The organism is Variovorax davisae (assembly GCF_030316845.1).
Lineage (GTDB): Bacteria > Pseudomonadota > Gammaproteobacteria > Burkholderiales > Burkholderiaceae_C > Variovorax > Variovorax davisae.
In genome coordinates this window covers 152,961-178,432 of record NZ_JASZYS010000003.1, presented here as the reverse complement: position 1 = coordinate 178,432, position 25,472 = coordinate 152,961, and the positions used below count along the sequence as shown (strand labels likewise).

Sequence of the window (25,472 nt, the reverse complement as noted above, 5' to 3'; positions counted from 1 at the left end):
CGGTCTCCTTCTGTTCACTGGATCGCGATGCGACGCGGCTGCGCAGAGGCACGCCGCTGGACGGTAATTTGCACCACGCCGTCGCGGTAGCGGGCTTCGACGGCGTCCGGGTCGGCGTCCTCCGGCAAGGTAAGCGCGCGCCGGAACTGCCCGGTGAAGCGCTCGTTGATGTGCACCGCGGTCTGTTTGCCGTTGCCATTGGCGTTGGGCAACACGGACTGGCGCTGGCCGACGATGGTCATCAGTCCGCGGTCGAGATGGACCTCCAGCGTGGCCGGGTCGATACCCGGTGCGAAGCGTATATCTCCACCGTCTTCGACGTGCCGCCGACGTTGAGGGCCGGAAAGCCTCCGCGACCGAAGCCTCGGATGGTGGGCGACAGGTCCATGGCCTGCTGCATTTCGCGCTGCAGGCGATCCATCTCGGCAAACATGTCGCGTGGGAAAAGGGATCGATACATGGCAAAAACCTCCATTCAAGTTGAAGAGGGCGCCGGGAGGCGTCTCCCCAGCGCTTCCGAAAGTCCAGCTAGGATCTCCCGTCAACTTTTCAAGAGGTTTTTTTTGCCAGCGTCGGACCTCGCCAGGTCTCTCATGCGGCGCCCGCCGGGCAACCGGCAACCAGGGGCAGCGGCGCCGACGCCGGTTCGCGCCGGTGCCGCATGCGAAGCCCCGCCAGGGCCGCCGTCATGCACACGGGCGCATAGAGTCGGTCAGCACGGGCCGTCAAACACGCGCCTCTGTTCGTAGGGCGCCACCACCTCAAGCTGGTCGAATCGGCAGGCGTCCGGTGGCTTGTCGAAGCGCCAGCGCACGAACACGGCGGCGTGACGAAAGCGCCGGCCCTGCAGATGGTCGTAGCGCACCTCGCACACCCGCTCGAGGCGCAGCGGCTGCCAGTTCAGGTCCTTGCCGGCGCTCCATCGGCTCTGGGCCCCCGGCATGCGCTGCGCCGAGTCGCCGCCAGCCGCGGCCCAGTCCGCCCAGGGGTGGCCTGCCAGCGTCGCCGGCCGCAGGGGGGCGAAGTCCAACGCGAGCGTTCGGCGCGTCGCCATGCTGAAGGCCGAGGTCGAGCCGATGTGGTGCAGCACACCGGCGTCGTCGTAGAGGCCCAGCAGCAGAGAGCCGACTGCGTCCTCGCCGCTCTTGTGCCAGCGCAAGCCCGCCACCACGCAGTCGGCGGTGCGCACATGCTTGATCTTCAGCATCGCGCGCTGGCCTGCCGGTAGGGCCCGTCCGCCGCTTTCGCCACCACCCCATCGAGGCTCGCGCCTTCGAACGACCGCAGCCATTCGAGGGCGAGGGCATGCGAGGTGGTCATCGGCGACAGGTGGATCGGCAGCGCCGCATCGAACAGCAGGGCCTGCAGCAGCAGGCGGCGCTCCTGCTGCGGCAGGCTCGACAGGTCCTTGCCGTCGAGCGCGATGAGGTCGAAGGCGACGAAGGAGGCCGGGGTCTCGCGCGCCAGCCGCTCGATGCGCGAAGCGGCCGGGTGAATGCGCTGCTGCAGGGCGTCGAAGTCGAGGCCTTGCAACCCCACGACCACGATTTCGCCGTCCAGCACGCAACCCCCGGGCAGGCCTCGGGCCAGAGACTCCAGCAGTTCCGGGAAATAGCGGTCGAGCGCCTTGGCGTCGCGGCTCTGGAGACGTGCCGAGGTGAATGCAGGCCGGCCCCGCGCGTGTAGGCTTTCAGCGCATGGCAATACCGGTCAAGGCCGGCTCATCAGCTGTCCGCGCCGCTGCACGACGCCACATCGAGACAGACGGCCTATGCCCCATTCGCATCACCGAAAATCCCTCGACACCGTCGCGAGCCTGCCCAGCATCGGCGTCAGGTCCTCGAGCCGCTCAGCAACGAGGCTGCGCAGTTCACCCTCCCGCTGCCAGGCCCCATGGACGGCCAGCAGCCGGGCGTTGAGCAACTCCTGCCGCTGCGCCTCCCGCAAGCTCCGCCACGCGATGACCTGCACAACCCCAGTCTCATCTTCGAGCGAGACGAAGATGACGCCCTTGGCCGTGTCCGGTTGCTGTCGCAGGGTCACGAGGCCGCAATAGCTGACCTCATCGCCGTTGGGCAGGTCATGCAGTCGGCCGCCGACATCAGTCCCCGTTTTGATAGCGCTGGCCGGAGCAAGGCCAGCGGATGCCGGCGCAGCGTCAGTCCCGTCGCCGCATAGTCGAACATGATCTCCTCGCCCTCCGGCGCCGGCGCTAGCTCGAGGATGTCTTCATCGACCGGCGCATCCCGCAGCAGTCGCGGCGTTGCGCGCAGCGCCGACGCGTCCCACACCGCATTCCTGCGGTGCCCGCTCAGGCTCCTCAGCGCATCCGCGCTGGCCAGCAGCTTCATCTCGTGGAGCTCGAGCCCGGCCCGGCGCGCGAAATCCTCGGCGTTGTCGAACAGGTTCTCGCCGCGGGCCTCGACGATCCGCTGCGCCGATTCCCAGCGCAGGCTCGAAAGCATGCGCAGGCCCAGGCGCACGGCCGGGCGATGCGGCAGGTTCTCCAGCGTGCAGTCGAGGTCGCTGTGCAGGACGTCGGCCGGGCGGACCTCGACGTCGTGCCGCTTGGCGTCCTGCGCGAGCTGACTCGGGCTGTAGAAGCCGAGCGGCTGCGAGTTGAGCATGGCGGCGAGGAACTCGGCTGGATGGTGGCACTTGATCCAGCAGCTGGCGTAGACGAGCAGGGCGAACGAGGCCGCATGGCTCTCGGGAAACCCATGTTCCGAGAATCCCTTGATCTGTTCGAAGATCTGTTCGGCGAACCCCTTCTCATAGCCGCGTTCGGTCATACCATTGACGATCTTGGCGTAGTAGCGCTCGAGGCCTACGCCATTGATCCACAGCGGCGCGCGCATCGGAGGCCCCGGGTAGCACTCATAGGCTGTTGACCTACAAAGTGGCAGCGGATGTTCGGCGCTAATACATGCCGCTAGCAGGCCCCAACGTGGCGATTCACAACCGAGCGCCTCTGGCGTACCACGATGCCGCTCCATACCATCCTCATCGAGGACAGCGAGACAATTCGCGAGAACTTGATTTCGACATTGGCTGAGCTGGCCGATGCGCAGGTTATCGCCGTCGCCGAGGGCGCTACAGAGGCCATCGAGGCCCTTGATCGGTACGGGGAACAATGGGACTTGGCCATCGTGGACCTTTTTCTGAAGGAAGGCTCCGGCCTGAACGTGCTGCGCGCGGTTCAGAGCCGGTCTCCGCATCAGCACATGCTGGTCCTGACGAACTATCCAACGGCAGAAATCCGTCGCCGATGCCTGGCTCTCGGGGCGGATGGCGTTTTCGACAAGTCCGCCGAACTTGAGGCGTTCTTTGACCGCTGCCGATCGTATGGCGCATAGCCGAAGAGCTGGCACGTGAGCTTTCTGCCAGTGTCCAGCCAGCCCCTGTCTCGCTGATCGAGAACGCCGGTAACGCCTCCGGCCCGGTGGGAGCCATCTATCTCAACGGCGGGGGCTTGAGTGCGATCGACAACGCCAACGTCGACACCTCGGCCCCGCAAGGGTAGGAGGAGCGAGGAAGGTTCGCTGGACACGACGCAGAGCATCGCGCGAGACGAGGTGGGCCTCAACCTGCTTCTTGCCCATGACGCGCTGGCCGGCGCGAACCCTCATTGTCGTGCCCGTCCGCCCTGAGTTTCCCGAGAGGGAAGAGCCGAATCTTGAATACATGATCAACTCCTTTCTCATGGGTGTGGATCCGAAATCCTGACCAGATCTAGGCCCCGAGTCGCTCCACAGGCACCGAAGGGCAGGGCTCGCGCCGCTGCCTCAATCACTGATGAACTCAGGGATCTCTCCGTCTATCCGCTGGCTTGATTGCTTCGCGTGCGCGTGCCGCCGCCAGCTGAATCCAGTTGACTTTGGCGAGCCTTCGAACGGGCCGTCCTTCGGGGTAGTGAAATCGCAATAGTTCATCGCAGCCTTTTTCCGTGATTGCAAGGACTCTAGCGGCGCGCTCAGGGGGCTCGTCCACCAGTGCGAGCACCAAGCCGGCCTGCCGAAGGATCCTGATGGCGTCAATATCCTTCGCAGCGTTGAACGACTTGGGGAGCGGCGTGGCAGCGATCTGCTTCAAGAATTCCACGGACATGGCATCTCCTTTCAAAAGCTTGGGGTCCGGGCCCGAAAGAACATCCCGCGCGCTCGGCCGTTTCAAGTCGGCGCCCACCTACAAAGCACGCACGGTCGGCGGCTACAAGCCTGGCCGTCACCTTGCAATCCAGCTCCTCGCTCCCTGAAGATTCGGCGAAAGGGTCCTGCTTCACACCTCGGCCGCCCTCGATGCGCGTGATGGCACGGACTGGGACCTGGAGGCGGATCCGAGTGCGCGACGCCGGCAGCTTTCCAGCGATGACGAGCGCGTCCCTGGACGGTACCGGCTGCTGCACCCCGATCGGCGGAGGCCGAGGCACTGATCCGCCGCTCAAGGCCCGCCAGCACGCCTTAGGGCGCCTGCGGAATGAGACCTCGCAAACCGGTCAGGAATCTGTTGAGAGCGAACATCATGGCGCGCAGACTAGAGGCCGGGTGCGGCGGAAGCGGTTCCCGGAGTAGTTTTCGGCACCCGGCCACCGTTTGCGGTTCCCTGTTCCTCTAATTTCTATGAACACCGAACTCGAACCACTCAATGCCCGCCTTTTGCCAACCCAGAGGCTTGCAGGAGGGTCGATGCATTCCATCTCTGAAATCAACAGCCGGATCTTCAAGGTGCCCTTGGCCGAGGTCCTCACCGATGCCAAGCACGGTACCATAGCACTTCGAATTGGTCACCGCGACGGTGACGCTCTCCAACGGCAGACAGGGCACTGGCTACACCTACACTGGCGGAAAGGGCGGCCATGCGATCAGGGCTATGATCGACCACGACTTGTCGCCTGCGTTAGTGGGCCGGAGCGCAGAAGATGTCGAGGCCATCCACGAATTTTGCGAGTGGCATGTCCACTACGTGGGCCGCGGCGGCATCGCCTCATTCGCTCTGTCTGCCATCGACATCGCGCTCTAAGATCTGCGCTGCAAGGCGGCCGGGCAGCCCCTGTGGAAGCTGGCCGGCGGGGCCGCAAACAGCTGCAAGGCCTATTGCGGAGGGATCGATCTGGCCTTTCCGCTCGACAGCCATGAGCTTCGACCTTACGAGATTACCGATGGCGGCATCGTGCTCGGCGAGCCAACCCCCGGCATGGTCGGTTTGTTGACCGGTCACCCGCGCCCGTCATGAGGTCACCCCCCTTCCAGCATGACTGCCGAGCTTGCAGACTCCAGAGAACCCCCCGCTCCACCTGAGGGGGCAATGGGAGTCTGAGCCAGCGTGAGCTGCGTTGCGCGGCGCGAACGCGAGGTAACCCGCCGTGAAGAGGACATGCGCGCATGGGAGTTGACCCAGGCGGCTTCTGAGAAGGTCGGAGAGGACTTGAGGGAGGCAAACGAACATCTGGTTATGGCCACTCTTGCTGCGGAGCGACTGGAAGAAGCGGCGCGGAAGGCAAAGCACCAGCAGGACGAATTCCTCGCCATGCTGGCCCATGAACTGCGCAATCCCTTGGCGCCTATTCGGAGCGCCGTCGCCCTGCTCGAGCGCATCGACACGGTCGACCCTCGGCTCGCAACCATCCGTGAGGTGGTTCGCCGTCAGGTCGAACACATGGCGAGGCTGATGGACGACTTGCTCGACGCGTCCCGCGTGACGAGCGGCAAAGTCACCTTGCTGCGGCGTACGGTTAAGGTCAGCGAGTTAGTCGACCAAGCCGTCGAGATGTACCGCGCGCTCATTGACGAACAACACCAGCATCTCACGCTCGACATGCCGGTCAACCCCATCTACGTCGACGGGGATCTCACGCGGCTTGCGCAGATTGTCGGAAATCTGCTGCACAACGCTGCCAAATACACGCCCGAGGGTGGCGAGATCGCCCTGATTGCGAGGCCAGCGCGGGACAAGGTAGTGATTCGCGTTAAAGGACACCGGAAGCGGCATGTCGGCGGAAACGCTGCCTCGCATCTTCGACCTTTTTGCCCAGGAGGAGCGTTCTCTGAACCGCAGCCAGGGTGGCTTGGGGATTGGACTTACCGTGGTCCGTAGCATGGTCGAGCAGCATGGCGGCTCCGTCGACGCCAAGAGCGACGGGCTTGGCACGGGCAGCGAGTTCACCGTCGTTCTGCCTCGTGTAAAAAACCCCAAAGAGCCGGCGCTCCAGCCGATGCTCAAACCTGCCGTTGTTCCTTGTCGCATCCTGATCGTGGACGACAACGTTGATTCGGGCGTCCTCCTGCGCATGCTGCTTGAGATGTCAGACTATGCGGTTGAAGTCGCGCTGGATGGGCCGAGCGCCCTGGATACCTTCGCGCGGCGGGGGCCGCCGATCGTGGTGTGCGACATCGGACTTCCCGTCATGAACGGCTACGAGGTCGCCCGACGCCTGCGTAGAGACTGTGCGGCCGGACTCGCCTCCGCTGTTGATCGCGCTCACCGGCTATGAAGGGCCGGAAGACCGGAAACGTGCCCTGGCCGCAGGTTTCGATCATCAGGTGGCTAAACCGGTCGACTTCGAGGTTCTGCTCGAATTGATCGAGCGAGCTGCAGGCGGTCCGAAAGCTCCGTAGAGCGGCAAGCGTTGGTACTTCGATCCGACGCGCGTCACCACAACACCGGTACATCCTGCAGGGCAATCTGTCCTATGTAGGCCCTGGCGATTTCTACTGGGCTATCGCAGGCCTACACGGGCGTTTCGGCCTAGCTGTCCCGCGGAGCTTGCCAGCTAGAAGAGGAACTCTCGGCTCAACGCGCGCCGATGGACCGCACGTCCACCTGAAAGGTCTTTGCCCATGTCTGCTTCCTCTTCCACTGGCCCGACAACCGTGAATCTCGCGCTCCAGGGCGGCGGTGCGCACGGCGCCTTCACCTGGGGCGTGCTCGATGCGCTGCTCGACCAGCCCGACATCGAGATCGGCCGAGTGAGCGGCACGAGCGCCGGTGCCCTCAACGGCGCCGCACTCGTCACGGGCCTGGTGAACGGCGGACGCCAGGCCGCCAAGGACAACCTCGAACTCCTGTGGCGCAAGGTGGCAGAAGTGGGCGCGCCGATGACCTTCCTGTTGTTGCCCCTGCGCAAGCCGGGCCTGGGGGTCTGGGACGACGCCCTCCCGCTGCTGTCGCCCTATCAGACCAATCCGGTCGCCCTTGCACCGCTGCGCCACGTTCTCGACACGGTGGTCGACCTCGAGGCGCTGCGCACTCGCTCAGACCATCCGCTGTTCGTCAACGCGGTCAACGTCCACTCCGGCCTGTCGCGCGTTTTCGGGCCCCAGGACATCTCGATAGAAGCGATCTTGGCCTCGGCCTGCGCCCCACTGATGTTCCAGGCCGTCCAGATCGAGGGCGAGTCCTACTGGGACGGGAGCTACGCGGGCAACCCGATGCTCTGGCCGTTGTACCGCGAGGCACTCGACACCGACACCTCATGGTGGAGTTCACGCCGCTGCTCCGGCCCGAGACACCGACCACGGCCAAGAACATCCTGAACCGGATCAACGAGATTGCGTCGATCAACGGTTTGCTCGCCGAGCTCCGAGCCCTCGATACGCACAACCGCTCGATGCCGGAGGCCGACATCCGCCTGCACGTGCTGAGCCTGCCGGACGCGGGGAGCGAGCTTGAGATCGAACCTTCGATCAAGCGTACGGTGGGACCGAGGCTGTTCGAATCGCTGCGGCGCACCGGGCGGGCGGCATGCGAGGTCTGGCTCGAGGCGCATCGCGGCCAGCTCGGCCGTCGCGCCACCGTCGACATCGAGCAGCGCTACCTGGCGCCGTACGCGCAGCCCGGAGTACCGGCGTGAAGCCGAAGCAAAAGGCGCCGGCGCAACTTCACCTGGCGTCCGTCTCGCCGCCGACGCACCCCCGAACCCACAGTCCCCGCGGCATTCGGCCGGCCTCGCGGCGCCAGCCGCTCTTGTTCGACTACGAGGTGTGGATGACATGGACCGCACAGGTGCTCTGCCCGGCGACGCCGCCGAAAGGCAGGCCCGCCAATTTGAGGCCGCCGTCCAGGGCTTCGTGACGAAAAACGCATCTACATGCCCAATAGCGTCCGTTGCCGGTCCCGAAGTTCGACTACCTGAGCGATTGGTTTCGACGCTCAAGATGCCTTTGTGGACGCGCGGCACGCGCGACCGGCAGGTGGGACCGAGTGCGCGGGCGATCGCCGACAGGGGTTGCCCCGCAACCTTCGGCGAACGGCACAGTCCAGGAACAAAGGAGACACCAGTGTCGACTACATGCGAGGCTGTCTATTGCTTCGACTGGGCACGATTCGGTATGCCGTCTATCCCGAGGGTCTCGATGGACCCCGCATCCTCGCTGAGATTGCAGAGGTGGCACTGCGATGTGTTTGGTGCCCGTGTGGGCCGGATAGCTTGCTTGAGGCGTGCCAAACGAACTTCGAAGGGATCCAAGAGCTCGCGTCGAACGGCACCGGCGTCAGCCGGCAGAACCGGTCTTGCTCACGATCGCGTCTTTCTCGGGTTCACCTCGATGGCGGGAGAGGGCGGTGCGGTCATGAACCCAGCGCATTGCCTGCTGCTCGGCGTGACGGGTAGCTTCCGCCTCGGTCCCATAAACAATTTCCTCGGTGTCGTTGGGCAGTTGCGTCTCTTCCTCATCCGCGGGAGTTCGAACAAGAACGACGATAGGCTGATAGCCGCCTCGGAACGGGCTCTGCGCGTAGCTTAAAGCGGAAGCCGCGGTATTCGAGCGAGTGGCCATCGGAAATGGGAGTGCTGGATTCTGTTGGCATGGTTCTGGGCCTCGTGGGAACTTCTTCCGATGGTGCCGGAGAATAAGGGCACCGGCATGCAGTCCCACATGGGGGCTGCTTGAAGGACGGCGCGCCGCCGATCTTGAATCAGGAGCACGTCCACCCGCGCCCTCAAGGCCACGAGCGAGTGAGCCGGGACGGGCATCCCTATTCGAAATCTCCAGTGCTGAGCTTCAAGGGATTCTCTGTCGAGTAAACATCGCCCGCTGGAGCGAGCTCCAACACCTTCGCGTTGATGGTCTCGCTGTGCTGAAGGAAGCCTCGGCCAGACCTTTCTTCCCCGTCCCTGCTCCGAAGTGGCCCCTGCGAACTTGTGCAGCGCGGGCGGCGCGCCGCTGGGCAGCTTTGCAAACCTCGAAGACACGGGTGGAGGATTTCTCGACACCTTCCTCTGCGTCCAGGGTGAGAAGTTGTGTTACTCAGTCATTGGGCCCTCCAGTTCGATCGAACCTGATCGTACAAAGGTGCCACGAATCCTGGGCCTGCCGATGCAAGCCGCGTCGCGGAGTTAATGCAGGACGGCACGCCACAGGAGAGGCAAGGGCAGCTGGCGGGACCAACGTCGTGGACCGCGGTCAGCCACTGCGAGCGCGAAGATCCGCGCGGCGATCTGCGCCGCAAGGTGTTTATCCCGTCGGAACTAGGGCGCAGCAGAAATCATCGGATTCCAGCAGGACAGGATGGTCTGGCCTCCTGGCGTAGTGATCCAAGGCCATGGCTTCGATAAGGTCGAAATTCGTCTCACAGGCTGACAACAGACTCTCGGGCCCCCCGTGTGCATCGAAAAAGTCCCTCAGTGCCTTGTCTGCGATTTCGCCAAGTACACGCGGTCCATCGAAGCCCCCAGGATAGAAGGCAAACCTTACGCTTGCGGCGTCGAAGCGATGAATCGCCTCGCAGATCACGGTAGCTCCAGTCCCCTGAGGTATGGCTTCGCTCGAAGCTCGGGACGCTGCGCGTCGGCCATGTACGCAGCTCGCACTTCCTTCAGCGCAGCCTCTACAAACCTGATCACGAGTGCCAATTCCATCGCACGGTCCGCAGGTAAACCTGGCGGAGGATCCAGGGCGAAGTCGACCCGCTCACAGGCGGCTTCCCATTTCAGCCTTGCCAATAGCATCGAGCTAGAAGGTTCCGTCGGCGGCATGGCATCCAAGATCATAGGTCGGGCAGAGGATTCATTTCAGCCCCACTTGGCCTTCTGCGACCGGAGTTCGTACTCGGCGATCCACCGCGCCAAGCGGCGGTCCAGTTCGATCTGGGCTGCTGCCTCATCCGGGAACTGACCCGAAAGCGCGACGCGGCAGACGAAAACGCCGTTCGCAAAGATGTCAGCGTGATAGCTGAAACCGCCTTCCATTGGCTCAGCCACAACCGACGAGGCCCATATGGTCCGATCTCGCACAAGTGCCAAGTCGCCGTCCCTGGAAGGCGACATGCTTTGGGGCGCGAGGGCGAACGCATTCACGAGCCCAACGATAAATTCTGGAATGCTCCTCGATCTGTGCCCTACCGCACATAGTTACAAATTGACACGGATTCCAGGTTTTTCCTAACTGAACGTCTCGGTGTAGGCGCGCTGGTCGGAGGTGTAACAGCTGCAGGCGATCTCTTCCAAGCCCGCGCGGTGGAGCACGGTAAGGTCGCCCCTCGCATATCGGATATGCCCAGCGTGTTGAAGCTCGCTCGCGGCGGCCGTGATGCTGACGCGCCGCACCCCCAGCATAAAGGCGAGGAACTCCTGGGTTACGGGAAAGTTGTCTGTGCGCGCCCGGTCCTGCATCATCAGCAGCCAGCGTGCCAGTCGCTGCCCGATCTGATGGTGGCGCAGGCACGCGGCCGAGGTGGCGAACTGCGTCATGAGTACGTAGACATAGCGATTCAATACCCGCCGCAGGGCGGGGCTGTCTGCGAGGTATGCGTCCAGCTCGCCGACGCCAATCCGCAATGTCACGCCCTGGCCCTGCACCACCGCGCGCAAGGGTACGACGGACATGCCCAGCGCGATCTGGACGCCGACCATTCCTTCCCGGCCCACCATACCGACCTCCAGAACTCGGCTTTCGTCGACCGTCTTCAGCAACGAGATGAACCCATCGACGGGGAAGTACGCGTAGCGCGTCACGTCGCCCGGCTCGCAAAGCACATCGCTCAGATTCAGTTCGAACATGTCGCTGGCAGCGATAAGCCGCTGTCGCTCAGCGCGGGGCAGCAGCTGGATAAGCTGGTTTTGGGCTTTGACCACGTGGGTCTCCGATCTCGGTTATGCCACCGAGTGACGGGGATATCAGGTAGCCGTGCTGCGAAGTCTGCCGTGTCGAGGGGTGAGGGCAGTATGCGCTTTTGGCTCGCGCACTGCGCTCAAGTGGCCTTGCCACCCGGAAGGAGGCGGTCGTACTCGTTCTTCACCACGGCGTAGCATTCGCACGAGCGAGCTTCTAACCTTTCCCGGTCTAGGACCTTGATGCGCCCGCGCGCATATCGAATCAGACCGGCCACCTGCAGTTTCATCGCGGCCTCGGTGACGCCTTCGCGCCGGACGCCCAGCATGTTGGCGATCAATTCCTGCGTCATCACCAGGTCGTTGCCGCGCAGGCGATCCAGGCTCAGCAAAAGCCACCGACACAGCTGCTGGTCCAGCGCATGATGACGGTTGCACACTGCCGTCTGCGACATCTGCGCGATGAGGGCCTGGGTGTAGCGCAGCAGGAGATGCAAAACCGGACCTGCGCGATTGAACTCCTCGGTCATTGCTCGCGCGCTGAGCCGCAGTCCCTTGCCGGCGCTCTGGACGACCGCACGGTTCGGTGTGGAGCCCCCGCCCATGAACAGCGCTATGCCGACGATGCCTTCCTTGCCGACTACGGCGATCTCCGCTGAACTTCCGTTTTCCAGGACGTACAGCAGCGACACGATGGCGGTCGTCGGGAAGTACACGTGCGTTAGCGTGGCGCCAGGTTCGTAGAGCACGTAACCGAGGGGCAGCTCGACCGCCTCGATTTGCGGCAGCCAACGCTGAAGTTCGGCCTCTGGCAATGCCGCGAGCAGTCCGTTCATTCTGACGTCCTCGAAATCGACCATGCAAGTTGTCCTTGCGCGTAGGAGGGGCGAAACGCAATTATAAATTTTCTGTGTTCGATAGCGAACTTAAGACCCTTTTGAAGGAAAACCGCGGGCAAAAACTCGAGAGCTGTCGATTTCGCCTACCTGCATTGAGCCTCTCCGCTCACGGCTACTTTTCCTGCGGCGAACAGGCTCTAGCTGTTATCCAGATTTCCCATGAAAATTTCAGCATTCCTCGTCGAAGACAACGAGAAGATCCGCGACAACCTGATTCCGGCCCTAGCGGACCTAGGCGCCGCGCACGTGCTGGCCACCGCGGAAACCCAGGACGGAGCGATTGCCTGGCTGGCGCATCACAAGGGGGAGTGGGACCTCGCGGTCGTCGATTTCTTCCTTAAGCAAGGCAATGGTCTGGGCGTTGTACGTTGGTGCAACGGGCGAGGACCCAATCAGCGCGTGGTCGTGCTGACCAACTATCCGACGCAGGCTACCCGCATCGCGTGCAAGCAGGCCGGCGCGGACCGCGTGTTCGACAAGTCAACAGAGTTGGAAGAATTCTTTGAATACTGCCTGACTAGGTGTGTACATGAATAGATGCCAAGTTTCGGTTCAGCTGAAGACCCTGTCCGAAGCGGGCAGCTGTCGTCCTATTTCCGCAGCTTGCTAGTTGTCTTCTTCCCCTTCCCCCAAGGCTTCCGCGCTCGGTCATAGACTTTGGTCGTCGATGTTGGCAAGTAATGCGTTGTTGCCTGCTTCGAACGCCTCGAGCCAAGCGGAGGAGTCACTGCCTGTGTCAAGATCAAGCCAGACGGCGGGATAACCCGTGCTCTCGAGCACGATCCAGACGAAGTTTCCCTCGCCAGGGTTGTCGAAGAAGACGGCTAAGCAAGGGTATTGTTCAGACATCTCGTGCTTCTTCAAGTTACCCGCGCCGGTCGACGGGCAGTTATGCGAGATCGTACAGTGGCCGCAATGCGGTTAGCAGTTGGCGCGAATGCGCCGTATCAAGGTTTTCCGACCGACTCGCTCGGTTTCAACGAACGCAGTGCCTTCGCACGTCGTCCTTGAAACTCGATAGCTGTACCTGGCCTCGACTAGGGTGGCGTCTATGGGTCGGATCGACCGAACGAGAAGCGGCCGATCGAATGAGCCATAAAACCTTGAGATATTGGCCTCGTTGACTGGGCCGAGGCCGCGCTTGGCAGGGACGACGAACGCTGCCGCCGTCCTGCCATCCGCCGCGGACAGAGCGCGATAGAAATCTCTCACAGCCTGAACCCGACGATCGGGGCTCGACTCGAGAGACGAAGCGACGCCGGTTGGCGCCGAGGATTTGGCGACCGTCGCTTTGCTGGCCGAAGTACCGGGCAGCAAACCGGCCGCGGCTCTGGGCTCCGGCGTAGGTTGTACTGTTTGGATGGAAGGCGGCCATGAGCGTTGTGGGGCGACCGCCACGACCTCTTTGGTCACAACCTCTGGCACCGTCGTTTCGGCCGACTGCATCAGCTTGCCGAGCGAAGGGACGGAAGGCCTGCCCGTGGCGTGTAGGAACCAGACCACGAAGCCGATCGACATGGCGATGCCCAGCGCTCCGAGTTGCAACCAGAACGCCTTGGTCTCGGAGGGCAGCAAGGGTTCCCCAAGACTGGATTCCGACGCTCCATCGGACGCAGCACCGCCCCTTCGCAGCGACAACGCCTTCATCGCCTCAAGCGCGGACGGACCGGATGGCGCGAATCCGGGCAGCTTCCCCGCGCACCCAATGCAGAACATCGCAGTTGCGCGGTTGCTTTGCCCGCAATGTTCACAAAGGGTGGGCATGGATGGCCGCCTCGTCTGGAGTTCCTCTTAACTTACACGAAGGATTGAGCGTGTATATCGGCGCCTTCCTACTGCACGTGTTCACGGGATGTTCTCGCTTGCGCCTTTGCTGGTACTTGTGATTGCAGTCGCTGGCCTGGCCTTCGGCGCCGAAGCCGTCCAAGGGCAGATCGCGAGCCAGCTGTCCGGCATGGTCGGCGAAGAATCCGCCAAGGCGGTGCAGGCCATGGTCAAGAGCGCCGCCATCAGCGGCGATGGAAATTTGGCCGCTGCGATAAGCATCGCAGTATTGATCATTGGTGCGACGAGCGTCTTCGGTGAACTTCAAAGTGCCCTGGACCGCATCTGGCATGTTCCCGAATCTCAAAAGCCCAGCGGCATTTGGGGCGTCCTGAGGGCGCGCGTGTTCTCGTTTGGGCTTATCCTCGGCCTCTCCTTCCTGCTAATGGTGTCGCTATTGGTCAGCACCGGCCTCGCGGCGGTCGGCAAGTTCGTCGGAGGACTGGTTCCGGAGCAAGAGATCCTGTTGCACGCCCTGAACATGGTGGTCTCCATTGGGGTGACCACTGTCCTCTTCGCGATGATCTTCAAGTTCATGCCAACGACGAAAGTTGAATGGCGCGACGTTTGGATGGGCGCGATCGTCACCGCTGTTCTGTTTGAAATCGGCAAGTCTCTGATCAGCCTCTACCTAGGTAAGAGCGGCATGGCGAACTCATTCGCGGGCGCCGGGTCGTTGGTGTTGCTGCTCGTCTGGGTCTACTACGCAGCTCAGATATTTCTCCTCGGCGCAGAGTTCACCAAAATCTACGCGCAGGAGCATGGATCGGCCGCGTCCGAACAGACTGCATCGGACTCCCAAGGAAAGAAGCAAACGGAAACGGCACCGGTGCCCGATTCGGGGCTGGCACGATCCGCCGAAATGCAGCAAGAACTCGATGTCCGAGTGTCGAAGGCCTTTGCTACTCTTGTTCCCAAGCTCGCCGCATTGGGCATCATTACCGCGCTGGGTGTCTTTGCGGACAAGTGCATGAAAGCCATGCAAAAAAAGCAACGTCGCGCGATCGCCAACGCATTGAAGTCCTGAACTTACGCTGTGCCTCCCAGGGCGCAGGGAAGCATTCGGAGACACCGGAACCCAGTGGCTCGGCGCGGTCACGCGGTACCCCTACCGCCCCACGAGTCCCTCGGGCTTCCCTGTGATCGAACGCGGGTAGCCCTTCGGAGCCGGCGCAGCCGTCGCAGTCACCGCTCTGTCGAAGCGTTCCCAGTCACGACAGGAGCAAAAAGCCGAGCAGGTCCTTCGGAATCCGTCCAGGTCGCCGTCGTCAGTTGCAGTACGTGAAGTTTGCTTGTTGTAGAACAGCTATCGGTGCTCGCCCGCGTTCTTCACAACGAAGACGTTGACGCTGGCGCGCCGCATCAGCCCGTCCGCATGCTTCACTGGCTGAGACGTTTGGCAATCATCTTCACAAAGCAGAAGTGAGCCTCGGTTCTGGCTCCCGCGTTGAATGGAGAGGGCGGATTGCGTCCATTGACGAGGTATCCATGAACTCGATCGTTCTGCCTTCAACGACCTTTCGGCCTGCACGCTTTTCGCCGAGTCATGAGCTGATGCGGGTCAGAGATCAGCGGTTGGTGGGATCACAGCACGGGGCGCGGCGATCGAACGTCGCGTTTGCCATGATTCCACAGGGGTCCCATGGCCCAAACCAATGTTCAAAGCGTTCATGCCCCACAGCGCCGGCCCTCGTCGACCGCATCCTCGCCGCGACCCGCCGCTCTGCTGCGCCGGTCGGAAATCGTGAGCGAACAAGGTCCCATAGCGCGTCGGCATCTGCTCCGGCCCTCCGAGTCCAATTTTGAGATGGCTCGGCACGAATTAGTTGAGCTCATGTCCCGATTGGCGGGTGAAGGGCGCGTGCTCCCATTCAGCGACGCGATTTCACGCCTGGCTGACCTGCTGGACAGGCTGCAACCAACGCTTGACAGCGCGGACTCCGACACGCTGCTTCTCATCGGCGCGTCCATTTGGATATGCGTCGCATTTGAGCAGCGCCACAACATATCAGGCCTCGGATCAGGCGGCACGGGATAGCACATCCCACCTCCCGGATTTTGTGCCATTGATGACTAGGGACGTCGCGCGGAAACCGTTCCCGCAAGAAATTCTCGGTCGGACCGGCAACCGGCGGGCTCTGCGCTTAGTCGACCAGACCGAGATCACATTGAGACCGTGAAATGGACTAACGGCGTGCGCGCATCAACCTCAGCAGGACAGCGGTAACAACCGCGCTACCCGCCGCGGCATATGCAACCGCCTTCATCGGCTCGTCCGCCGCGAAATGCATGCCCCGCTGCTTCAGATCAGCGGCTTGGCCTTTCATGCTGTCAATCTTCTTGCCAACCGCGTTGACTGCATCATGGGCATAGACTCTTACCGCGTGCGCCCCGGCACTTGCATTGGTTTTCCCGTGCTGCAGGCAAGTCTTTTTGGACGTTCTTGATGTCGCTCATTGCTGCCGGAAGAGCGGCGGCCAACAGCGCCGCGCGGCGACGTCAGCTCAATCCTGGCAAAGAGCGATCGGTTCAACGCAGCCACTCGCGCAGCCAGGCTGCGCACGACGATGCTGACTCCACCGGCCAGTGCACCAGCGCGGTGGCACTGCCTCGCTTCAGTTCGATGCGGATGTCGCGGACCGGGATCTCGGCCTCAGGCTGTACATCGAGAGAGATGAAGTCGGGCATCGGCAGGGTCGGAACGTCCGTCGACTTCGGCGGCGCCGCCTTGCGACCATCTGTGCGCCACCGGTGCACCACTTTCGCGTTCAGGTTGTACAGCCTCGCGATCGGCGGCCGACGTGCCAGGATGCCGGCACGCCTCCAGGACCTCTGCCTTGAACTGCGCGCTGTGCCTGCGACGAGTGGCTCGCTTAATCACGCCGTCTATCGTGTCCACATCTTAATCGCGGGCACGATGCCGGCCGACCAGATGACTTTACCGTGCGTACATGGACGCCCCCTATGCCAAGCTCTCAATTCGCGATGCCTCGAAGGTAAAGATTGCACCCGTACATTCGGACTTTGATGCGCCTTTTGGGCAACGGTCCCTCATGGGGGTTCGCTGGTTGGCACCTCGATCGCTTACACGCACTCTGGGTGCCTCGCACGGCACGGGCTTTGCCAACCACGGTCTGACCTGTCTTGCCATCACTTCATGCTCGCCTGAGCAATCAGTGGTTCGTTCTCCCTGAAGTCGTTGGTGTTCTGTTTAGGTTCGGTCAAGCGGTCGTTGCCTGACGGACGTAGCCGGCGTCGAAGTGGCGATCGTGCGCCAGAAGAGCCCAGACGATTCGAGCGTTCTTGTCCGCCAACGCCACCGCAGCAACGTTCTTGTTGCGTCGATTGACTACGCCGGCGATCCAGCCACAGGCCTCCACTTTTTGACTGACTCGGTAGATCACCGAGCGCGCACCGTGTATCAGCAGCGTTCGAAGGTAGGTATCGCCCCGCTTGCTCATGCCCAGCAGGTTGGCCTTGCCGTGAGAGGAGTGCTGCTTGGGCACGAGGCCGAGCCACGCTGCTACTTGGCGACCGCTGTCGAAGTTCTTGGCGTCACCAATCGAAGCGACGAGCGCGCTGGCGGTGATCGGCCCGATGCCTGGAACTTGGGCAAGCTTGCACTGAGGTCACTGCTTCGATGCCAGGCCTGAATCTTTGCCTCCAGCTCTTCGACTTGGTGATCCAGGGCCTTGAGATGATCCAGCAGGCGTTGCACCAACAGCCGAAACGCGCCAGGCAGGTCGTTGGCGCCGTCTTCTATCAACGCAGGAGCGCGGGTAGCGATGTAGCCGATGCCCTGCGAAGACAATTCCAAACTCGCCGAGCAGACCCCTAATTTGGTTGGCTTGGGCTGTGCGTGCCCTGACGAAGCCTTGGCGCACGCGATGCGAGCACCGCTTGCTGTTCGACATTCTTCACCGGCACGAAGCGCATGCTCGGCCGGCCAACCGCCTCGCAGATGGCCTCGGCATCAGCAGCGTCGTTCTTGTTTGTCTTGACGTAGGGCTTGACGAACTGTGGCGCCATCAATCGCACCGTGTGACCCATGCCTCCAAGCTTGCGGGCCCAATGGTGGGCGCTGCCGCATGCCTCCATGCCGATGAGGCACGGCGGCATGTTGACGAAGAACGCGGTCACCTGATCGCGTCGAAGTTGCTTCTTGAACACAGCCTTCCCGTACTCATTGACTCCGTGGACCTGGAACACGTTCTTTGCCAAGTCGATGCCAACAGTTGTAATCTTCATGGTGGACGCCCCTTTCGGTTCAAGTGGTTAGTGACACTTCCACTCTGGCACGTTCATGCCGTCAGGTGGGGGCGTCCATCCCATTGCTTACCGATCGCGGGCTCCTCGGCGCGCCTAGCGGAGGAGGTTCCCCCATGCGGCTTGTTCTAGGGCCGCACAAGCCCGTTCGGTCGAAGCCCACCCGAGCGCGCTCCAAAGTAAAAGAAAAGTTACAGGATCCAATCTTTTGCGCGGGTCCAAGCATTGCGAGATCCAGGTGCCCTGACCGAGGTGAGATAGCCATGCTGGCATGCGTTGAGGAACTTCGAAACCTCAGTCGTGCGAAACCACTCCTCTACCGAAGTGTCGCGAACGCCTGATCTGAGGTTCAGAAAGCCCAGCGCACGAAATCTGGCTGCCGCTGCCGATCGAACAAGCGAAAGATCGATAGCGGCTCCATCGGACGACAGGACCACATGGCCGAGGATCGCAACTAAGCGTCCTCGTTGCACGCATTCATCGTTTATCGATCTTCGTTTCGCGCGACACGTTGCGTCCGTCGGCAAGAGCCAACGCATGTGCCTTAAGGATTTTGGGGCCAGAAGGACCCTGGCATTCGATAGTCAAGCGACCTTGTGGGCCTGCTCGCGAACCAAGCCGCCATCGCCACCTGTCGAGCGGATGGCGTCATGAATGGAATGTAGAGGCCCGCGACGGTGTGGCGCGCCGCCCATTGGAAGGCGCGCTCTTGCGTATCCATTTCCTCCAGGGGCAGACGTAGCAGCGAGTGAGGCTGGGCGTGACGCCACGCACCCGAACGTCTTTCAGTATGGCCGCTCGACCGTTTGGCCACATCGACAAGACATCGTTTATGCCTGGGACGAGAGTCCGTCGCTCGTGACGACGAATTACCAATTCCGGGTCAAGCGTGGCTTTCGGATGCTCCACAATTGCGGCCGGACTCCAATCGTTTGAGATTGGTGCTTCAGCGCAGTAGCGCTTCTCGCGCTCATTCCAACGGTCGTAGTTGTACTGATACATCGATTTTCGAGCCCCCCCAACGAACGCCGAGAAAGCATCGTGGTCGAGGAGTGAGGCATTTGCGGCGTCGAGTGCCACCGATTTGGCCCGAGCACGGCGAGAGGACCAGTGGATTGGACCTTGCAGTTTTTGAGAGGCTCGTTCAAAGGCGTTGATGCAGTTAAATGAAGCCGCTGTCTCGACAGCAATGCCAAGAGAACCGATCCACTTCACGAACCCACGGTCATGCTCGAGCAACGACGCCTTTGCTTGCACCGACATCGGCAGCCCTAACGCCGCCTCTGCTGACCATGCGTACACCAGAAACTGGGAGATGGGAATCGGCCGGCGAGCATCGACGAGCATGCGGACGTATCTGCTGAATCCGGGCGCAACCACTGAGTAGATCAGGATTGCTGTAGACGCTGTTCGCTTCGAGTGGCGAATAGGGAGTCGAACTCGGCCACAAGGCCTTTCTGGTCCAAGCCGACATCCTTTGCAACCGCTATGGTCAGGAACTGGACCTCAGCATCGTGGATCCTCGTGCTCATCGTTACCTCGCCGAAGGAAGCGCTGGGCAATAATGCTGCGCCAATCGAAGGGTGCTGTCGAGCCCCTCCGCCGGCGCGCTGCAACCTTCACCCCGAGCGCCAGCAGTGGCGAACAGAGACGCCGGCCCCCGGCTCAGCGGGCGAAGCGGCCCTCCGCCGACCTCAGCTGCGGCTGCGATAGCGCGCGGCGCTTGAGAACAGGATCCGATCAGAGACCGGGATGCCACTGCGCTCGAAGACGAACCCCTCTCGCTTCATGATCTGGCGTGCCATGCGGCCGATCATCCGCTTGAGGTGCTTCGCCGTTTCGTCACCTGCATGAAGCTCTTCAAAGGCCCGGGCCAAATCCGCCTGGACCAAGTCCAGGGCTGCGAGCCCGCGCCTGGTGCCCGTCACCATTGGCCGGACCTGTCTCTCGTCGTTCAGAAATCGCCAGGCGCACTGCGCGACTGGATTGGTCGCGTATGCACGCTGGAACATGGGGCCGGGGATGAACTGATGGCTGGCATTCGACATGGGAGCTCCTTTGCTGGTCGAAAAAGAAGGGAACCCATGGATATAGAAAGAAGTCGCCCCTTTTTGCAGTTGTGAACACAAAAGGCTTCGTCGCCGCGCAAACTCGATGGGGAAAGTTCCCGCAGGGCATGCTGGGTGTCGCGGGGCTCGTGTCCGCAGCAGTTCCGCCATCAACGCGCCACGAGCAGCGCATTCTCGCCATCTGTAGGCGGCCGCTGATTGCTCCCTATGCCGCTTCAAATCACTCTGGATTCCGAGCGCCATTGAACGGCGACCGGCCGGCTGGCGCAGTCCAGGCCAACCCAACCCAACCCAACCCAACCTCCGGAGACCAGCATGAGCCACCTGACCGTCGATCTTTACCAGAGCGCCACCAACCCGGACAAATTCCTGGCGCTTCCAGCCGGCACGGATCCAACAACGCTCACGGGTCCGATGGTTTTCGACCAGGATTTCGGAGAGGTGAAGCGATATCAGGAAGCGTTCGAGTTCGATCCGGATGAGAACTACGCCGGCGTCGACGCGGCAAAGATTGCGGCAGACATCCTGACCATCAAGTGGGCGATGTACAAGCGCGGTGCTGACGCTGCCTGAGCGCCAACGCCAACCCCTTGCTGCTGCTTGTCTCGTGCTCGCCTTCGCAGGTCACGCAAAGATCGGCCCTTCGGTGACGCCGCAAAATGGGCAAGCCATTCATGCATTCACGCGGCGCCATGGAAGGGCTGGAGCGAGGGGATCGACTATGGCCCGTGTGGCGCGCACCGGGCGGCGAACTCTCATCTGGGCGCCAAAGGGGTGTCTATCCCTTCGGTGCAGATGGCGGCTGACTTTCCGACTCTGTCGCTATCGCCGCGATCTTCGTCGCCAGTTCTCCGGCTTGCGCTTCGAACTTTCCTTGTTCGTTGCTCTGAGTTTCGCCAGGTTCTGCAACTTCCACTGAATTGCGGGCAAGGCACTCAGATGGGGCAGAGCCAGGCCGTCCCACGCGGGCTCGCCGGCTGCCAAGGAGATGAGGAATGCCCGCTCATCAGCGTCTAGGCCTGCATGCAGCGTGGCGATCATCTCGTCGCGAGCCGCCAGCAGCGCATTCAACTCGACCGGCTCCGAAGTCATGCCATTGAAGTTCGCCTCGAATTCGTAGGTCACGTCGCGCAGCGGCGGGAACAGGACCTCGTGAAGCGGCCTGTTGTGACTCGCCAGGTACACGACGAACGCGCGACGAATGCCATCGGTGATGCCGCCATTTCCCAACAGGTGCATCACGTCAAACAGATCGCGCGGATGCTGGCGGTCAAGGGCGGCCACAAGCTTCCCCCCGTAGACGTCATCGGTCGATACGACCGGGATCTCCAAGTCGGCCTCCAGGATGTCCTGCGCCTTGGGCGTGAGCCCCGCCAAGCCTACAGGCCTGACGGTCCCGCGCATCACATAGTTCACCTCGACCTTGACCTCGATACCCTCTCGCTTGACGAGGAGCTTTGTTTCTCCCGCTTCCGGCGCCCCGGCCAGGTGTGTCTGGAAGCCTTTGGACTTGAGCTGGTCCGAGGCTTTCCCGAGTGACGTTTTGATCTGGCTGATTGCTGCCGCACGGGACAGGGCGTGATCTGGAAGCACCAGGTCCAGATCGACCGACAGCCGCGGCATGTCCCGAACGAACAGGTTGATGGCGGTGCCGCCCTTCAGCGCAAAGACGTCATCGGCGAAAACGAATGGCGCGACCTGGGTCAGCAGACGAGCGGTCTTGAGATAGATTGTCGTTCACTTTTTCAGGACCAGCAGGCCCTCGTTGGTTTGGGAGACCCAGGGCCGGTCGCTCCCGGTCGGAAGGCGCGCCGGATCAAGTTTCTTCGCCCACGGCAGGGCTTGCTCATGGCCGAGTTGCAGGCAGAGGCGCACCGTCTTCACGCTCGTGCAGTCTCCAAGCAATTCGCCGAGAACCGATGCGCGGAAGCCGTAAGTGCTTTCAGCCAACTCGCGCACTTCAGCGAGCGGTTGCCGCACCCCGACCTCGCTCAGAAGCTCGAGGAACGCGCGCTCAGGAGCGGAGACATTAGGGCCATTGGGGCGGCCTTCGAACGGGCGCACATGCTTCATGCCGATTGCATCACTCCCAAAGATCTGTTTGCGGTGGTACTCCGCCGGGAAGGCGTCGGTAAACCACTCGGGGAGCTTGGCGGACCTGAGCCCGTACAGCTGGAGCTTCGGCTCTTGTGAGACGTAGTGCCGCACCCCATGCCAGTCCAGCGCGGTCTTCCCGCCTACGTGCAGGCCCGGAACGAGACGCTGCAGCAACCACAGGCTGGGGTCCCGCTGCAAAGGGGCGTCAGGCCGGACGAAGACCCCGCGCGCCAAGCGCCGCAGCCAACCCGCCCGGACGTAGTGCACTGCAAGGTCCGCCGAAACGCCTTCCCGACCCAAGTCCTCGCTGGTGACAGGCACGCCGCTAGGGACCAGCGCGAAGAGATTGCTTAGTTTTGACCGGTTCGTCGTAGTCACGCTACGATTATTCAGACATTGCCAAATAACTGCAAGATTTTATTTTGACTCGTAGTCCGCCTACGATACGGCGGCGAAAACCAAATCGAAATAGCGTTTACTTCTTCGGATCCATCATCCGCGCCACCGGGCTCACCTGCGCCGCGCCAGCCCGGAAGTAGCCCGATACGACGTCCATGCTCCGGTGGCCGGTCATGGCCATGGTTTCCTGCAGCGGCATGTTCTGGCGGCCGGCTTCCGTGACGAAGCCCGATCGCAGCGAGTGGGCCGAGAAGTCCTCGCCCACGCCGGCAAGCGTGCAGCGCGCCTTCACGATGTCCCGGATGGCCGTGCCGGTGAGGGCCTCCTCGCCCAGGCGCCCGGCTTTGTTGATCCGGCGGAAGAGGGGGCCTGACGTGATCCCGCTCGCATTCAGCCAGGCTTCCATCGCTTCCGCGGCCATGCCCATCACGGGCTTCGTATCCTCGGGCTTCAGCTTGCCGGTGTGATTCGTCTTGGAGTTGGCCAGCGTGTACTGGTAGCCACCTTCATCGGCGAGGCGCAGGTTCTCGAACACCGCCTCCGACACCTCCGATCTCCGGCGGCCGCCTGACGACCAAGCGAACAGGAGGAGGGCGCGGTCACGCTTGCCCTTGAGCGAGTCGTCACAGGTCTCCAGTACCGCTTCGAGCGGCTCCTTGGTCAGCGCGCGCAGTGCGGCGTGGCGTTGCGCTTGGCGTAGGCCTTGCGGGTCTTGCTCAGGAGTGCTTTCACCGCCGAGTCGGTGCAGGGGTTGGGATGCTTGGCGAGGTGGTGGGCCATCGACAGGACCGAGATCCGGTGCATCACGGTGTTCAGCGCCGGCGCGCCCTTCTTGCCCTTGAAGCCGGCTCGACCAGTGCGGCATCGATCTCCGGCGGCAGCTGATGCACCAGCCCGGCCTTGGTGGAGCGCTCGGCGTGGTCGACGATGAACTGGACGACCACCGGGACCGACACGGGCAGATCCATCTGGCGGCCGTAGCGTGCACCGAACCAGGCAGCCCAGTACCGCATCGCCGTTCGGTACGACGCCCGCGTGTTGCTGGACTCGCCCTCGGCCATCAGGTCGTGGGCAGCTTCCTCGGCATGTCCGACAGCTGGGCCGGGTCGAGGAGCGCGTGATCGCGCTTGAGCGGCGTCAAATTGACCTGCGGTGAGCCGTCAGCAGTCCGTACGGTCAATTTGCCCATCTGTTTTCCTTTGTCGGCTGAACTCATTCAGCACCTCGCAGCGCACGTTCCAACAATGAGTCCTGGGCGGGCGTGCGCTTCGGACTCACGCACGGCAGCGCCAGGCCGCGCTTGCCCAATTCCACCAGGATTTCCCCGAAGGCAAGCCCCGTCGCGCAGGAGAGCTCCCGCGAGGTCAGGGTCCCGCCAGCGTACTGCGCCAGGAGCAGACCAGCTGCGGGCCATTGGGTCCTAGGTACTTAAGCCGACAGTGTTCCTACCGGGTGGGCATCGGAGTCAGCCAGACTCCCATGTCAGCGCTGCGGTGATAGCTACCGCTTGAACCGCTCCGCCGGCACCGCGCCCTGCCGCTTCATTTTCACCCAGTCCCGGGTGCGCGTGCCGGGCAGGTAGATGCTGTCCTCGCGCTTGGCGACCAGCCCCTCCAGCTTCAGGCCCAGTACGGCGTCGTTGAAGATACGCGGGATGTCCTGATCGAAGTGGCCGACGGGCAAAACGTTGTCGGGGCTGTGGTCGAGCAGCTCGCCGAGGAGCGCCTTGCGCTGCAGGAGCGTGTGCTGGGTGATGTCGATCCCGTGGTCGACCATCAGGTCGAAGACTGCATAGCCCACGGGGTCGCAGCCTTCGAACCAGCGGCGGCGGCGCGCGCGGGCATGCAGCCGATCGAAGTCCGCGCGGCCGATCTCGTCGAACACGCAGATTTCGCCATCGACTATGTAGGGGCCGCCGCGGACTGCAGCCAAGGACTTGGTCACTTCCGGGAACCAGAGCGTTGCGTTACCGCCACCGCGCGTGCGTAGCCTGCACTCCCCGTCGCCAAACATCGCCGTGAGCCGGTAGCCAACGTACTTAATCTCGTAGATCCACCCCGGGGCGGTCAATGGGAGGGGTCGCTCGTCGAGCAGCATAGGCGGGTAGTCGGAGAGCTCCATGGAGTAAACGGTGCCAACAGGGTGCGGCATTGACTGTCAGAAGAACGCGCAAAATGGCCCATGACCCCGCCTAAGCACTGGACCGAGACTCTCCTGGAACTGGCTTGGGAAGAGCAGCGTGCTCGACTAGCGAAGGAGATCGCCATGGCAGATGACCCGAAGAAAACCGGCGTCGATCGGAAGCTGATCGCGCTGAACGAGCCTCACGAGGTCCGCAGCTGGACTGAGGCCTTGGGGGTCGACGAGGAGACCCTGAGGGCGGCAGTGGCCGCGGTGGGCAACTCGGCGGAGAAGGTGCGCGAGTACCTCTTCGGAAGAACATGACCGGCCGAGCTGCTGTGAAGATGGGCCCCGGCGAGCCCGAGTTCGATGAGCACACGGCGCGCCTGGCCGCCTCCCTGGCCACCATGCCGAGGAAACTAGCGAAGCGGGCGACCCCGAGACCCGAGCCCGCCGGAGGTGCGCCGCGGGGAAAGACCACCGCCTTGGGCGTGGCAGAGGGCCGGCGCGCGCGCGCTCGGACAGCCGCGAAAATTGGCCTGCGCAGGCCTGCCAGCTCACGGTAGCGCTTCCCCGAGGCGCCATGTGGAAGCTGACGCTCCCCGATGGAACCGTCCTGCTCTTCGAGGATTGGGACTCGGCTCGGATCGAGGCCAACTTACGAGGCTACGAGTTTGGGAGGTATCTCGTTCCTGAACGGTACGGGCCGGCGGAGGACGAGGACGCCGACCCGGTCGGCTGAGCCGGAGG

32 protein-coding genes and 3 pseudogenes are annotated in these 25,472 nt (G+C 62.6%); 12 read left to right on the top strand and 23 right to left on the bottom strand.

The genetic code is table 11. The features are described 5' to 3' along the window. Positions 1–14 precede the first annotated feature (14 nt). From QTI33_RS08245 to QTI33_RS08230, 4 genes and pseudogenes are all read right to left on the bottom strand, one after another. Positions 15–460: pseudogene (locus QTI33_RS08245) on the bottom strand (Hsp20/alpha crystallin family protein). A 252-nt stretch (positions 461–712) separates the two neighbouring features. After that, positions 713–1,207 carry an ATP dependent DNA ligase gene (locus QTI33_RS08240; RefSeq protein WP_286505307.1) on the bottom strand — a complete coding sequence of 165 codons (495 nt, stop codon included), beginning with the start codon at positions 1,205–1,207 and terminating at the stop codon, positions 713–715. After that, the gene (locus QTI33_RS08235; protein WP_286505306.1) at positions 1,201–1,704 is read right to left on the bottom strand and encodes an ATP-dependent DNA ligase; all 504 of its coding nucleotides are present in this window, start codon (positions 1,702–1,704) and stop codon (positions 1,201–1,203) included. Before QTI33_RS08235 ends, QTI33_RS08240 begins: the two co-directional genes overlap by 7 nt. A gap of 81 nt (positions 1,705–1,785) precedes the next feature. After that, positions 1,786–2,843 (bottom strand): annotated as a pseudogene (locus tag QTI33_RS08230) (helix-hairpin-helix domain-containing protein); the annotation flags it as partial. A gap of 141 nt (positions 2,844–2,984) precedes the next feature. Here QTI33_RS08230 and QTI33_RS08225 point away from each other — a divergent pair. Next, positions 2,985–3,356: a response regulator gene (locus QTI33_RS08225; protein ID WP_286505305.1), complete on the top strand. Its 372-nt coding sequence runs from the start codon at positions 2,985–2,987 to the stop codon at positions 3,354–3,356. A gap of 445 nt (positions 3,357–3,801) precedes the next feature. On the opposite strand, the gene QTI33_RS08220 is transcribed toward QTI33_RS08225, so the two are convergent. Beyond that, positions 3,802–4,107, bottom strand: a complete 306-nt coding sequence (locus QTI33_RS08220; protein WP_286505304.1) for a hypothetical protein — start codon at positions 4,105–4,107, stop codon at positions 3,802–3,804. Positions 4,108–4,779: 672 nt separating this feature from the next. Here QTI33_RS08220 and QTI33_RS08215 point away from each other — a divergent pair. From QTI33_RS08215 to QTI33_RS08190, 6 genes are all read left to right on the top strand, one after another. Beyond that, positions 4,780–5,019: a hypothetical protein gene (locus QTI33_RS08215; protein ID WP_286505303.1), complete on the top strand. Its 240-nt coding sequence runs from the start codon at positions 4,780–4,782 to the stop codon at positions 5,017–5,019. 354 nt (positions 5,020–5,373) lie between these two features. After that, complete coding sequence (locus QTI33_RS08210; RefSeq protein ID WP_286505302.1) at positions 5,374–6,093, top strand: sensor histidine kinase; 720 nt, start codon at positions 5,374–5,376, stop codon at positions 6,091–6,093. Further along, positions 5,987–6,490: a response regulator gene (locus QTI33_RS08205; protein ID WP_286505301.1), complete on the top strand. Its 504-nt coding sequence runs from the start codon at positions 5,987–5,989 to the stop codon at positions 6,488–6,490. Before QTI33_RS08210 ends, QTI33_RS08205 begins: the two co-directional genes overlap by 107 nt. After that, on the top strand, positions 6,468–6,614 hold the full coding sequence (locus QTI33_RS08200) for a response regulator (RefSeq protein ID WP_286505300.1): 147 nt from the start codon (positions 6,468–6,470) through the stop codon (positions 6,612–6,614). Before QTI33_RS08205 ends, QTI33_RS08200 begins: the two co-directional genes overlap by 23 nt. A gap of 255 nt (positions 6,615–6,869) precedes the next feature. Further along, on the top strand, positions 6,870–7,532 hold the full coding sequence (locus QTI33_RS08195) for a patatin-like phospholipase family protein (protein WP_286505299.1): 663 nt from the start codon (positions 6,870–6,872) through the stop codon (positions 7,530–7,532). After that, positions 7,472–7,849, top strand: coding sequence for a hypothetical protein (locus tag QTI33_RS08190; RefSeq protein ID WP_286505298.1), 378 nt, complete (start codon positions 7,472–7,474; stop codon positions 7,847–7,849). The genes QTI33_RS08195 and QTI33_RS08190 overlap by 61 nt, the downstream gene beginning before the upstream one ends. A gap of 640 nt (positions 7,850–8,489) precedes the next feature. Here QTI33_RS08190 and QTI33_RS08185 read toward each other — a convergent pair. The 4 genes from QTI33_RS08185 to QTI33_RS08170 all read right to left on the bottom strand — a co-directional run bounded on the left by QTI33_RS08185 (position 8,490) and on the right by QTI33_RS08170 (position 11,907). After that, a complete protein-coding gene (locus QTI33_RS08185; RefSeq protein WP_286505297.1) occupies positions 8,490–8,774 on the bottom strand; it encodes a hypothetical protein in 285 nt (94 codons plus the stop codon). A gap of 1,235 nt (positions 8,775–10,009) precedes the next feature. Then, positions 10,010–10,186, bottom strand: a complete 177-nt coding sequence (locus QTI33_RS08180; protein WP_286505296.1) for a hypothetical protein — start codon at positions 10,184–10,186, stop codon at positions 10,010–10,012. A 192-nt stretch (positions 10,187–10,378) separates the two neighbouring features. Then, positions 10,379–11,071 carry a Crp/Fnr family transcriptional regulator gene (locus QTI33_RS08175; protein ID WP_286505295.1) on the bottom strand — a complete coding sequence of 231 codons (693 nt, stop codon included), beginning with the start codon at positions 11,069–11,071 and terminating at the stop codon, positions 10,379–10,381. A 116-nt stretch (positions 11,072–11,187) separates the two neighbouring features. Further along, entirely contained in the window at positions 11,188–11,907 is a 720-nt protein-coding gene (locus QTI33_RS08170; protein WP_286505294.1) for a Crp/Fnr family transcriptional regulator, read from the bottom strand. Between the two features lie 198 nt (positions 11,908–12,105). Here QTI33_RS08170 and QTI33_RS08165 point away from each other — a divergent pair, with 198 nt between their 5' ends. Further along, entirely contained in the window at positions 12,106–12,483 is a 378-nt protein-coding gene (locus QTI33_RS08165; protein WP_286505293.1) for a response regulator, read from the top strand. A gap of 111 nt (positions 12,484–12,594) precedes the next feature. On the opposite strand, the gene QTI33_RS08160 is transcribed toward QTI33_RS08165, so the two are convergent. After that, complete coding sequence (locus QTI33_RS08160; RefSeq protein ID WP_286505292.1) at positions 12,595–12,795, bottom strand: hypothetical protein; 201 nt, start codon at positions 12,793–12,795, stop codon at positions 12,595–12,597. A 72-nt stretch (positions 12,796–12,867) separates the two neighbouring features. Further along, positions 12,868–13,710, bottom strand: a complete 843-nt coding sequence (locus tag QTI33_RS08155; RefSeq protein WP_286505291.1) for a hypothetical protein — start codon at positions 13,708–13,710, stop codon at positions 12,868–12,870. An 88-nt stretch (positions 13,711–13,798) separates the two neighbouring features. Between QTI33_RS08155 and QTI33_RS08150 the strand changes: the two genes are divergently transcribed. Beyond that, complete coding sequence (locus tag QTI33_RS08150) at positions 13,799–14,797, top strand: YihY/virulence factor BrkB family protein (RefSeq protein WP_286505290.1); 999 nt, start codon at positions 13,799–13,801, stop codon at positions 14,795–14,797. A 1,159-nt stretch (positions 14,798–15,956) separates the two neighbouring features. Here the strand turns inward: QTI33_RS08150 and QTI33_RS08145 are convergent. From QTI33_RS08145 to QTI33_RS08125, 5 genes and pseudogenes are all read right to left on the bottom strand, one after another. Continuing rightward, positions 15,957–16,097 carry a hypothetical protein gene (locus QTI33_RS08145; protein WP_286505289.1) on the bottom strand — a complete coding sequence of 47 codons (141 nt, stop codon included), beginning with the start codon at positions 16,095–16,097 and terminating at the stop codon, positions 15,957–15,959. 202 nt (positions 16,098–16,299) lie between these two features. Beyond that, entirely contained in the window at positions 16,300–16,458 is a 159-nt protein-coding gene (locus QTI33_RS08140) for a hypothetical protein (RefSeq protein ID WP_286505288.1), read from the bottom strand. 533 nt (positions 16,459–16,991) lie between these two features. Then, positions 16,992–18,018: pseudogene (locus QTI33_RS08135) on the bottom strand (IS110 family RNA-guided transposase). Positions 18,019–18,684: 666 nt separating this feature from the next. After that, on the bottom strand, positions 18,685–19,383 hold the full coding sequence (locus tag QTI33_RS08130; protein ID WP_286505287.1) for a hypothetical protein: 699 nt from the start codon (positions 19,381–19,383) through the stop codon (positions 18,685–18,687). Positions 19,384–19,730: 347 nt separating this feature from the next. Continuing rightward, positions 19,731–20,084 (bottom strand): hypothetical protein, encoded by a 354-nt coding sequence (locus QTI33_RS08125; RefSeq protein WP_286505286.1) that lies wholly within the window; start codon positions 20,082–20,084, stop codon positions 19,731–19,733. 336 nt (positions 20,085–20,420) lie between these two features. Between QTI33_RS08125 and QTI33_RS08120 the strand changes: the two genes are divergently transcribed. Further along, entirely contained in the window at positions 20,421–20,678 is a 258-nt protein-coding gene (locus tag QTI33_RS08120) for a hypothetical protein (protein ID WP_286505285.1), read from the top strand. A gap of 249 nt (positions 20,679–20,927) precedes the next feature. Here QTI33_RS08120 and QTI33_RS08115 read toward each other — a convergent pair whose 3' ends face one another. From QTI33_RS08115 to QTI33_RS08095, 7 genes are all read right to left on the bottom strand, one after another. Continuing rightward, positions 20,928–21,812: a nucleotidyl transferase AbiEii/AbiGii toxin family protein gene (locus tag QTI33_RS08115; protein ID WP_286505745.1), complete on the bottom strand. Its 885-nt coding sequence runs from the start codon at positions 21,810–21,812 to the stop codon at positions 20,928–20,930. A 30-nt stretch (positions 21,813–21,842) separates the two neighbouring features. Then, a complete protein-coding gene (locus QTI33_RS08110; protein WP_286505284.1) occupies positions 21,843–22,580 on the bottom strand; it encodes a type IV toxin-antitoxin system AbiEi family antitoxin domain-containing protein in 738 nt (245 codons plus the stop codon). A 97-nt stretch (positions 22,581–22,677) separates the two neighbouring features. Beyond that, the gene (locus tag QTI33_RS35085; RefSeq protein WP_353506326.1) at positions 22,678–23,238 is read right to left on the bottom strand and encodes a site-specific integrase; all 561 of its coding nucleotides are present in this window, start codon (positions 23,236–23,238) and stop codon (positions 22,678–22,680) included. Between the two features lie 23 nt (positions 23,239–23,261). Further along, a complete protein-coding gene (locus QTI33_RS35080) occupies positions 23,262–23,405 on the bottom strand; it encodes a hypothetical protein (protein WP_353506331.1) in 144 nt (47 codons plus the stop codon). An 8-nt stretch (positions 23,406–23,413) separates the two neighbouring features. Then, complete coding sequence (locus QTI33_RS35075; protein WP_353506310.1) at positions 23,414–23,614, bottom strand: hypothetical protein; 201 nt, start codon at positions 23,612–23,614, stop codon at positions 23,414–23,416. A 47-nt stretch (positions 23,615–23,661) separates the two neighbouring features. After that, positions 23,662–23,790, bottom strand: coding sequence for a hypothetical protein (locus QTI33_RS08100; protein WP_286505283.1), 129 nt, complete (start codon positions 23,788–23,790; stop codon positions 23,662–23,664). A gap of 311 nt (positions 23,791–24,101) precedes the next feature. Then, positions 24,102–24,722: an ATP-dependent DNA ligase gene (locus tag QTI33_RS08095; protein WP_286505282.1), complete on the bottom strand. Its 621-nt coding sequence runs from the start codon at positions 24,720–24,722 to the stop codon at positions 24,102–24,104. Between the two features lie 144 nt (positions 24,723–24,866). On the opposite strand from QTI33_RS08095, the gene QTI33_RS08090 reads away from it, so the two are divergent. Together QTI33_RS08090 and QTI33_RS08085 are read left to right on the top strand one after the other, a co-directional pair. Then, positions 24,867–25,046 carry a DUF3606 domain-containing protein gene (locus QTI33_RS08090; protein ID WP_286505281.1) on the top strand — a complete coding sequence of 60 codons (180 nt, stop codon included), beginning with the start codon at positions 24,867–24,869 and terminating at the stop codon, positions 25,044–25,046. Between the two features lie 259 nt (positions 25,047–25,305). Continuing rightward, positions 25,306–25,464 carry a hypothetical protein gene (locus tag QTI33_RS08085; RefSeq protein ID WP_286505280.1) on the top strand — a complete coding sequence of 53 codons (159 nt, stop codon included), beginning with the start codon at positions 25,306–25,308 and terminating at the stop codon, positions 25,462–25,464. Positions 25,465–25,472 lie beyond the last annotated feature (8 nt).

Bases quoted from the DNA above. Each gene is read 5' to 3' on its own strand.
- QTI33_RS08240 (WP_286505307.1), bottom strand. From the start codon at position 1,207: ATGCTGAAGATCAAGCATGTGCGCACCGCCGACTGCGTGGTGGCGGGC.
- QTI33_RS08225 (WP_286505305.1), top strand. From the start codon at position 2,985: ATGCCGCTCCATACCATCCTCATCGAGGACAGCGAGACAATTCGCGAG.
- QTI33_RS08220 (WP_286505304.1), bottom strand. From the start codon at position 4,107: ATGTCCGTGGAATTCTTGAAGCAGATCGCTGCCACGCCGCTCCCCAAG.
- QTI33_RS08210 (WP_286505302.1), top strand. From the start codon at position 5,374: ATGCGCGCATGGGAGTTGACCCAGGCGGCTTCTGAGAAGGTCGGAGAG.
- QTI33_RS08205 (WP_286505301.1), top strand. From the start codon at position 5,987: ATGTCGGCGGAAACGCTGCCTCGCATCTTCGACCTTTTTGCCCAGGAG.
- QTI33_RS08190 (WP_286505298.1), top strand. From the start codon at position 7,472: ATGGTGGAGTTCACGCCGCTGCTCCGGCCCGAGACACCGACCACGGCC.
- QTI33_RS08185 (WP_286505297.1), bottom strand. From the start codon at position 8,774: ATGGCCACTCGCTCGAATACCGCGGCTTCCGCTTTAAGCTACGCGCAG.
- QTI33_RS08180 (WP_286505296.1), bottom strand. From the start codon at position 10,186: ATGGAAGGCGGTTTCAGCTATCACGCTGACATCTTTGCGAACGGCGTT.
- QTI33_RS08170 (WP_286505294.1), bottom strand. From the start codon at position 11,907: ATGGTCGATTTCGAGGACGTCAGAATGAACGGACTGCTCGCGGCATTG.
- QTI33_RS08165 (WP_286505293.1), top strand. From the start codon at position 12,106: ATGAAAATTTCAGCATTCCTCGTCGAAGACAACGAGAAGATCCGCGAC.
- QTI33_RS08160 (WP_286505292.1), bottom strand. From the start codon at position 12,795: ATGTCTGAACAATACCCTTGCTTAGCCGTCTTCTTCGACAACCCTGGC.
- QTI33_RS08155 (WP_286505291.1), bottom strand. From the start codon at position 13,710: ATGCCCACCCTTTGTGAACATTGCGGGCAAAGCAACCGCGCAACTGCG.
- QTI33_RS08150 (WP_286505290.1), top strand. From the start codon at position 13,799: ATGTTCTCGCTTGCGCCTTTGCTGGTACTTGTGATTGCAGTCGCTGGC.
- QTI33_RS08145 (WP_286505289.1), bottom strand. From the start codon at position 16,097: ATGAAAGGCCAAGCCGCTGATCTGAAGCAGCGGGGCATGCATTTCGCG.
- QTI33_RS08140 (WP_286505288.1), bottom strand. From the start codon at position 16,458: ATGCCCGACTTCATCTCTCTCGATGTACAGCCTGAGGCCGAGATCCCG.
- QTI33_RS08130 (WP_286505287.1), bottom strand. From the start codon at position 19,383: ATGCTCGTCGATGCTCGCCGGCCGATTCCCATCTCCCAGTTTCTGGTG.
- QTI33_RS08125 (WP_286505286.1), bottom strand. From the start codon at position 20,084: ATGTCGAATGCCAGCCATCAGTTCATCCCCGGCCCCATGTTCCAGCGT.
- QTI33_RS08120 (WP_286505285.1), top strand. From the start codon at position 20,421: ATGAGCCACCTGACCGTCGATCTTTACCAGAGCGCCACCAACCCGGAC.
- QTI33_RS35080 (WP_353506331.1), bottom strand. From the start codon at position 23,405: ATGCACCGGATCTCGGTCCTGTCGATGGCCCACCACCTCGCCAAGCAT.
- QTI33_RS35075 (WP_353506310.1), bottom strand. From the start codon at position 23,614: ATGCGGTACTGGGCTGCCTGGTTCGGTGCACGCTACGGCCGCCAGATG.
- QTI33_RS08100 (WP_286505283.1), bottom strand. From the start codon at position 23,790: ATGGGCAAATTGACCGTACGGACTGCTGACGGCTCACCGCAGGTCAAT.
- QTI33_RS08095 (WP_286505282.1), bottom strand. From the start codon at position 24,722: ATGGAGCTCTCCGACTACCCGCCTATGCTGCTCGACGAGCGACCCCTC.
- QTI33_RS08090 (WP_286505281.1), top strand. From the start codon at position 24,867: ATGGCAGATGACCCGAAGAAAACCGGCGTCGATCGGAAGCTGATCGCG.
- QTI33_RS08085 (WP_286505280.1), top strand. From the start codon at position 25,306: ATGTGGAAGCTGACGCTCCCCGATGGAACCGTCCTGCTCTTCGAGGAT.